Here is a 6,830-nt window from a genome sequence, read left to right on the forward strand (position 1 = left end):
CGCGGAGGTGGAAAGAGATGGCCGGTTTCAGAGCACTCGCACGAGACGTCCGCAACCCACGCAGGCACATCACCGCGCGCCGCACCTCGCTGCGCAAATGCCTCGAACGGTTCGCCCCGTACGGGCACCGGGCGACATGGCACCATCTGTGCTCCCGGGCGGGGATCGCCCTGGAGGACCGACACCCCGAACCGACACGACTGATCACGGCCCTGGAGGAGTTGGAGGAGGCGCGCGCCCTGTGGCTGGGGTACGAGGCCGACTTCGCGGCCCGGCGCCGGCGCGAGAAGCACCACGGCATCCGCCAGCCGAGCGCCGTGGACGACTGGCACCTGCACACCTGGGGCGGGTGCGACATCCTGCCCTGCGAGAGCCCGTCGGCCCACCCCGACGGCCGCCTGGCGGAGGTGCTGGCCCGCCTCATCCGCGCCATGGAGACCGGGCCCGCGTCGTCCTGCCCGGTCTGCGCCCAGGACCGGCTGGCCTGGCACGACGACCTCGGCCGCTACCCCTGGGAGGGGCCGGTGTGCGGGGACTGCGGCATCGTGGTCCCGGTCCCGGTGCTCACCGCCGAGGCGCTGGCCGCCGTCCGGCACACCAGGTCCGGCCGGGCCGCCCACCCCGCCCGCCCGGCCGCCGCGCCGGTCCGACACCACCGGCGGTACGCCACGGTGTGAACGCTCCATGACCGGGGCCGGGACGCGCCCGCCGGCCCGGCCGGCGGGCGCGCCGCCGCGCGGGCCGGCGTGGCGGGGCTCGTTGACAGGCGGCCCCCGCCCGTCCATGCTGAGCAGTCGCTTAGTGATCGGACGCCCGGGAGGCCGTGAGATGGCAGAGCCAAGGATCTTCACCTCGCCCGACGAACTGCGGTCGGCGGTCGGGGAAGACCTCGGCCCCAGCGACTGGCTGGAGGTCGACCAGAAGCGGATCGACCTGTTCGCGGACGCCACCGGCGACCACCAGTGGATCCACGTGGACCCGGAGAAGGCGGCCGCCGGCCCGTTCGGCACCACGATCGCCCACGGCTATCTGACGCTGTCCCTCCTCCCCGCCTTCACCCCCCAACTGCTGACCGTCGAGGGCGTGCGCATGGGGATCAACTACGGCGTGAACAAGGTCCGTTTCCCCTCCCCCGTCCCGGTCGGCTCCCGGCTGCGCGCCACGGGCCGGGTCGCCGAGGTCACCGAGGTCGCGGACGGCGGCTTCCAGGTCACGCTGGTGGTGACCGTCGAGCGCGAGGGCGGGGACAAGCCGGTGTGCGTGGCGGAGTCCGTGGCCCGGTACTACCTCTGAGCCACCCCGGGGCTATCAGCACGCCCGGTGGTACGGCACCGCCGGGATGCGCGCCTTCCAGTCGGCCCGCGACAGCTCTCCGGCGCGTTGGCACACGGCGGTGGCGGCCTGCCGCGGGGCGACCGTGTATCTCTGGAGCGGTACGTGCTCGCCTGCCGCGTACAGGGCGCCGCCGTCCGAAGCGAAGGCCAGGGCCAGCACCGCGCCGCCCGCTGTGGGAAATGAGGATCCGAGCGGCCGCTTGGAGCCGGTGTCCCACAGTCGCAGCGTGCCGTCCCTGCCCGCGGCCGCGAGAGTGCGCCCGTCGGGGGAGAAGGCCAGCGCCAGCACGCTCCTGGGCTCGCCGTCGCGGGCCGGGGTTGCGGGGAGGGCTCCCAGGGCTTGCCGGGCGGTGGTGTCCCAGATGGTGACCTGGCCGGATTCGTCCCCCGCGGCCAGGTACTTTCCGTCCGGACTGTACGCCAGTGTCGTCGTCGCCCCCGGTGTGAGCGCCCTGCGTGTCACGCGGCCGGACCGCAGATCGAGGAACTGGTCTTGGCTGGTGGCCATGATGTGTCCTCCGGGTTCCGCTGCCAGGACCTTACCGCCGATGCCGGAAATCTCGCGGGTCATGGACTCGCGGTCCAGATCCCAGAACTCGAGCGCTTCGTCCTCCGGTATGCGGGAGATCACCAGAGATCCCGCATCCGGGTGGAAGAGGATCCCGGCGACGGGGCTCCCCGGAGCGCCGGGGATGTCCGGGTCGGTGCGTGTCACCGGCAGCGTGCCGGCGAGGCGCCGGGCCGGCACATTCCATAGCGACACCTTCTCGCGAGGCAAGGACAGCGCCGGGTGGCTGACGCCATAGGCGAGGAGACGTCCATCGGATCGGAAGGCGAGATGCACGGGGCACGGCACAGGGGCCTTCGGCATCTCCGGAGGGGACGGACAGGCGGCCGACGGCAGGACAGCCAGCCGGTTGCCGCCTCGTCCATCGCGTAGCTGAATGCGGGCGCGGCCGGTGCCGGTTTCCTGGTGGGCGATGGCGAGGGCGCGGCCGTCCGGGCTGAAGGACGCTGCCACCACTGGCCGTTTCTCCCAGCGAGCGTCGAGGATGCCGTCCAGGGCGAGAGTGCGCACCACGGTCTGGGACCGGCCCGCGAAGTACCGTATCCGGCGCTCTTCCACATCCAGCCGGAGGTCGGTGACCACCTCCTCTGCGAGGGCATACCGAAACACAGGAGCCGCGGGCGCATCGGTCCGCCACAGCAGCACCTCGTCGGCGTCCGTCGCGGCCATGAACCTGCCGTCCGCGCTGAACACGAGGTCTCTCAGCCCTTCATGCCGGATCTCCGGCAGTTCCCGCCCCGAAGCGATGTCCCACCTCCGGACTCCGGTGGCGCTGCGAAAGACCAGGCGCCGGCTGTCCGGGGTGAACTGGAAGTCCTCCTGCGCGCAGTTGCGCGCCGTCACTTCGGGGGCCCACCGGGTCCGCAGTCCCCGCCGCCGGCCGACATCCCAGATCTGCAGGCGGGCGCCGGGAAGACACAGGGAGACCAGACGGTCGTCCGGGCTCACCTGCGCGTCGGGCAGCGGATACCTCCTGACCAGGCGCTGCTGGTGCAGCCGTCGCAGCGTCCAGTCCGGCACGTGGTAGGTCTGCCCGGCGCCGAGCTCGGGCAGTCGGCGAGTCATACGGCGGTCCAGCAGCACGCGCTGGGTCCTGATGTCCCGGAACTGGACCGTTTTCTGTGGCTTCTTGGTCTTGTACAGCACAAGGGTGCGCCCGCTCGGGCTGATCTCGGCCCCGTCGTCCGCCGGCATCCGTTCGGGCAGGACACGACCTGAGCGCACATCCCAGATGCGCACCTTGCCGTCCTCCAGCCGCAGGGTGAGCCGTTTGGCATCGGCGCTCATCACCCCGGCATGCGCGAGGTTGTCGCCCAGCCCCGGAAACGTGGTGGTGCGCCGGTGGGTGCGGACATCCCACAGCACCACCCGCTTGGCGCCGACGCTGACCAGCCTGCGGCCATCGGGGCTGAGGTAACGCACGGCGGCGGGATCCGGATCGGGATCGGTGAAGGCGTCCTGCTCCGGCTGCGCCACGGCTGCCATCAGCGCGGAGCGGGTCTCGGGGAGGTCGGCCAGGGTCCAGGAGGCGACGCTCAGCCGCATGGCGGTGACGGGGTCCGTGGCGCGCAGGCTGTCGGCCAGTGCCGCGACCCGGCGGGCCTGGGCCTGGACGCGCTCGCGCTCCTGGGACCGGTTCTGCTGCCATGCGAGCGCGCCGGCGAGGAGAGCGAGGACGGCGGCGACGGACAGGGCCGTGTGCAGTCGGCGCAGGCGCCTGGCCGTACGGGCGGCCGAGCGCTGTTCGCGCTCACGGTGGGCGATGCCGGCGGTGAGGAAGGACCGCTCGACCGCGGTCAGGTCGTCGGGCGCGAGGTGTTCCTCGGCCTGGGTCAGGCGGGTGCCCCGGTAGAGCGCGCCGCTGTCCTCGCCCAGTTCGGCCCAGGCCGTGGACGCTTCGGTCAGCTTGCGGTGGATGCGCAGGCGTTCGCGGTCCTGCTCGATCCATCCGTTCAGCCGGGGCCAGCCGGTGATCAGCGCTTCGTGGGCGAGGTCGACGGTGTCGCCGTCGAGGGTGAGCAGCCGGGCGCGGGCCAGGCGCTCGACGACCAGGGTGGTCTGTTCGGGGTGGCGGGCGGTGTCGAGTTCGGCCCGGCGAGCGGGGCGGCGGGTGTCCGGGGTTCCGTCGCCGGGGCTGATCAGCCGGAGCAGGATGCCGCGGGCCACATCCGCCTGCTGGGAGGTGAAGCCGGCGTAGACGTCCTCGGCCGTCTTGGCGATCGCACCGTCCAGGCCACCGGCGGCCTCGTAACCCTCCAGCGTCAATCTGCCGCCACGGCGGCGGAGCCAGGTCTCCAGCAGCACATGTGACAGCAGCGGCAGACCGCCGGGCGCACCCGCGACCTCATCGACCAGTCTGGCGGTCAGCGCCTGCTCCACGATCAGCCCGCGGGCCGCGGCCGGCTTCACCACCGCTTCCCGTAGCTCGACCGCTGTCATGGGTCCGAGCAGCAGCGTGGTGTCGCGCAGGGCGTCGGCGAGGTCACGCTGCTCGGCGCAGCGGCCGTAGAAGTCGGCCCGGACCGCGATCAGTACGCGTAATCGGCTGTCGGCCCGGCGGGCCGTGAGGAGCAGATCGATGAAGCGGGCGCGTTCCTCGGGATCCTGGCAGAGGGTGAAGACCTCCTCGAACTGGTCGACGATCACGAGGGTGTCGGGGGTGCCGTCGGTTCCAGCCGGAGTGAGCAGACGGGCGTGGGCGTCGAAAGGGTGCTCCCCGGGTGAGAGGACCCGGATCGCCGCCAGCCGCGGCCCCGCCGCCTGGCCCTGGCGGAGGGCGGGGATCAGCCCGGCGCGCAGCAAGGAGGACTTACCGCTGCCGGACGGGCCGAACACCGCCGAGAACGGCTCCCGGCTCACCAGGTCCAGCAGGTCACGGGTCAGTCGCTCACGTCCGAAGAACCTGTCGCTGTCGCCCGTCTCGAACCGGGCCAGCCCCCGGTACGGCGGCTCGGCGCCCTCGGCGGCGCCGTCCTCGGCGGTCCGGGCGGCCTGTTCCTCCACCACCTCACGCCACCGGGCCTCCCACTCCGCGCCGTCGCCCCCGCACGCCCGGGCATAGGCCAGTGCCACCGGCAGCGTCGGCAAGCGCTCGCCGCCCGCCGCCTGCGACAAGGTCGTGATCGAATAACCCGTGCGCTGAGCCATGGCCCTATAGGTGAGGCCGCCCGCCTCCGCCCGAAGCTTCCGCAGCTCGAACGCGAAGCGCTGCACCGGCCCCGCGCTCGGATCCACCGGCGTTTCACGACGCCCCGCCATGCTCCCCCGCCCCTCAACCAGTCCCACAGAACAGGCCGACGATCACGGTAAGCGCGTCCACGACGGACGGCGAGATCCCGTCAAGCCAATGTTTGGCCGTCGGAACGGCACTGCCAAACATTGAGGCGGCCCGCTGGAATCGGTGATGCAAGCGCCAGCACCACTTCGACTCGAAAGGGAAAACATGCGTACTCGACTCATGCTCGCCAGTGCCGTGATGGGAGCCGCCCTGCTGACTGGTGGTGCCGTCGCCACCGCGCAGGCGGCACCCGCGTCCCTCGACCCCGGCAACACGACGGCCGCCGCGCCGCCCACCACCTCCGCCATCATCGTCGTCGGCTGGTACTCCAAGCTCTCGGCGTGCGAGGCCGACGGAGCGAACTCCGCCTACAGCTGGTGGGACTGCAGGTGGAGCGCCAGCCGCAGCGCCTGGGGGCTGTACGTGGACACCAACTCGTAAAGCACCTGACGCCCTGAAAGCCACCTGAACGGACTGATCGCCGCGGCCCCCGCACCACACTCCGATGCCGGGGTCGCGGCCCCACTATCCGAAAGGAACGGTTCCATGCGTACACGAGTCCGGCTCACCGGTGTGGTGATGGGGGCCGCCTTGCTGGCCGGCGGTGCCGCGACCGCCGCGCAGGCGGCACCCGCCCCCGCAGAAACCGCAACAGGCTCCTGCAGCCCTGTGATCAGCCGCCCGGGTGGCCCTGTCGCCCAGTGCCAGACCCTGCGCGACTGCGAGCAGACCGCGGAGGACCTCGGCTACGAGGAATGGGTCTGTCAGCGCTCGTCCAGCAGCGATTGGTGGAACCTCTACGTGTGGCCCTGATCCCCCGGCGGCGGAGAACCCGCCGCGCCCACCATGCGCAGCGCCAGCCCGGCGTAGAGGCGGCCGACCTCGTCGGGGGTGCTGCGGCCGCGGGGGTTGAACCAGCGGGCGACGTCGATGCACAGGGACAGGACGGCGACGGTGGTGCCGCGCGCGTCGGGCACGTCGAAGTCGCCGGCTTTGACGCCGTCCTCGACGATCGCGCGCACCGCGCCCTCCGAGGCCCGCCGCATCGCGGTGATCTCGGCGTAGTGGTCCTCGGCGAGCGCGCCGATCTCGTACTGGACCACACGGGCGGTGGTGTGGTGCTCGGCGTGCCAGCGGACGAAGGAGCGCACGGCGTCGGCGAGCCGTTCGGCGGGGGTGCCGGCGGCGTCCCTGGCCTCTTCCAGGATGTCGAGGGCGGACCGGTGGCCGACCTTGCTGATCTGGTAGAGCAGCTCTTCCTTGGTCTTGTAGTGGATGTAGAGCGCGGCGGGGCTCATGCCGGCCCGGCCCGCGATGTCGCGGGTGGTGGTGGCGTGGTAGCCGCGCTCGGCGAAGGCGTGCACCGCGGCGGTCATCAGCCGCCGGGCGGCGTCGGGGATGATGTCGCGCCACGCCTCGGGGGTGCCCTCCGGGGTGCCCTCGGTGTTCCTCGCCTCCGCGTCCATGGCGGACACCCTACATGCCGGTGAGCAAGCGCTTAGGGGTGTCTCGCGGATCATCCCGGGCCCGTTCTCCGCTCGGCCGGGCGGGGCTCGGCCGAGGGTTCCGTGCGGCGGCCGGGCGCCTCGGGTGGGGCGGGTGGGGCGCCGTGGCCGGCCGGGCGCAGGGCCACGCCCGCGGAGAGGAGCAG

At 72.4% G+C, this 6,830-nt stretch carries 6 protein-coding genes; 4 read left to right on the forward strand and 2 right to left on the reverse strand.

Translation table 11 applies throughout. From position 1 onward, the window contains the following. Nucleotides 1-17 precede the first annotated feature (17 nt). Together BBH68_RS00215 and BBH68_RS00220 are read left to right on the forward strand one after the other, a co-directional pair. Entirely contained in the window at nucleotides 18-677 is a 660-nt protein-coding gene (locus BBH68_RS00215; protein ID WP_065957939.1) for a hypothetical protein, read from the forward strand. Between the two features lie 151 nt (nucleotides 678-828). Then, entirely contained in the window at nucleotides 829-1,293 is a 465-nt protein-coding gene (locus tag BBH68_RS00220) for a MaoC family dehydratase (RefSeq protein ID WP_065957941.1), read from the forward strand. Between the two features lie 15 nt (nucleotides 1,294-1,308). Here BBH68_RS00220 and BBH68_RS00225 read toward each other — a convergent pair whose 3' ends face one another. Next, entirely contained in the window at nucleotides 1,309-5,160 is a 3,852-nt protein-coding gene (locus BBH68_RS00225) for an nSTAND1 domain-containing NTPase (RefSeq protein WP_065957942.1), read from the reverse strand. Between the two features lie 184 nt (nucleotides 5,161-5,344). On the opposite strand from BBH68_RS00225, the gene BBH68_RS00230 reads away from it, so the two are divergent. Both BBH68_RS00230 and BBH68_RS00235 read left to right on the forward strand, forming a co-directional pair. Beyond that, a complete protein-coding gene (locus BBH68_RS00230; protein WP_141712939.1) occupies nucleotides 5,345-5,620 on the forward strand; it encodes a hypothetical protein in 276 nt (91 codons plus the stop codon). A 105-nt stretch (nucleotides 5,621-5,725) separates the two neighbouring features. Beyond that, a complete protein-coding gene (locus BBH68_RS00235) occupies nucleotides 5,726-5,992 on the forward strand; it encodes a hypothetical protein (protein ID WP_141712940.1) in 267 nt (88 codons plus the stop codon). On the opposite strand, the gene BBH68_RS00240 is transcribed toward BBH68_RS00235, so the two are convergent. Next, on the reverse strand, nucleotides 5,977-6,645 hold the full coding sequence (locus tag BBH68_RS00240) for a TetR/AcrR family transcriptional regulator (protein WP_065957948.1): 669 nt from the start codon (nucleotides 6,643-6,645) through the stop codon (nucleotides 5,977-5,979). The two genes, BBH68_RS00235 and BBH68_RS00240, sit on opposite strands and share 16 nt — an antisense overlap. Between the last annotated feature and the right edge of the window lie 185 nt (nucleotides 6,646-6,830).

The sequence above is a fragment of the Streptomyces sparsogenes genome (genome assembly GCF_001704635.1).
In the GTDB taxonomy this organism is placed as follows: domain Bacteria; phylum Actinomycetota; class Actinomycetes; order Streptomycetales; family Streptomycetaceae; genus Streptomyces; species Streptomyces sparsogenes.